1 protein-coding gene is annotated in these 692 nt (G+C 68.2%); it reads right to left on the bottom strand.

Features of this window, described 5'->3' with window-relative positions:
* The coding region (locus tag GKC28_RS26100; protein WP_174149837.1) for a dynamin family protein at nucleotides 1-653 on the bottom strand (653 nt) is incomplete at its 3' end.
* Nucleotides 654-692: the final 39 nt, after the last annotated feature.

The raw sequence follows: 692 nt of genomic DNA, 5'->3' as shown, positions 1-692 counted from the left end.
TCCATGTCCTCGCCCGCGGCCAGCGCCTGGCTGAGCGACAGCGGAAACACCGCATTGAAGCCGCCACCGGTTTCCTTCTGCACGCGGCGCAGCACCCGGTCGCGGTCGCGCGGGGTCTTGAGTTTGTCGAAATGGGTGATCAGCAGGGTGCTGGGGGCGTCAAGCCGGGCGGAGATTTCCTCCCATGCGGCGGCCTCCGACTGGCGCCAGGCCTGGGTGGCATGGGTGCACCAGATCACGCTGTCCACCTCCGGCAGCAGGTTCTGCCAGACGCTGGCCGGCATGTTGGGGTCGGAGATCCCTGGCATGTCGATCAGATCGCAGAGCTCCAGCGCTTCGGCGGGCAGCGTGAGGCGGATCAGCGCGGTGGTCTCCAGCGGCACATCATCGAGATCCTCCAGCCGCACCGGGGTCTCGCTGCCATCGGTGCCGGTCAGGCGGGCGCCCTCGGGCCCGTGAGAGATCCAGACCGGCGGCAGGCGGGTGGCGGTGACGCGGGTGGGCAGAGGCTGCTCGCCCACCAGCAGGTTTGTGAGAGTGCTCTTGCCGGCGCTGAATTCGCCCATCAGCGCCAGCCGCGGCTTGCGGCCCGGGGCGGCCGCAGGAGGGAGCGTGGCGGAGGCCGGGGCGTGCTGGGCAGTTTGATAGGTCATGCTGTGAAACTCCTGAGTGTTTCCAATGCAGTATAAGTC

Origin of the sequence: Leisingera sp. ANG59, assembly GCF_013317235.1 — a bacterium.
Lineage (GTDB): Bacteria > Pseudomonadota > Alphaproteobacteria > Rhodobacterales > Rhodobacteraceae > Leisingera.
The sequence above is the reverse complement of the archived record's forward strand: the minus strand, read 5'-3'. Positions and strand labels throughout refer to the sequence as shown.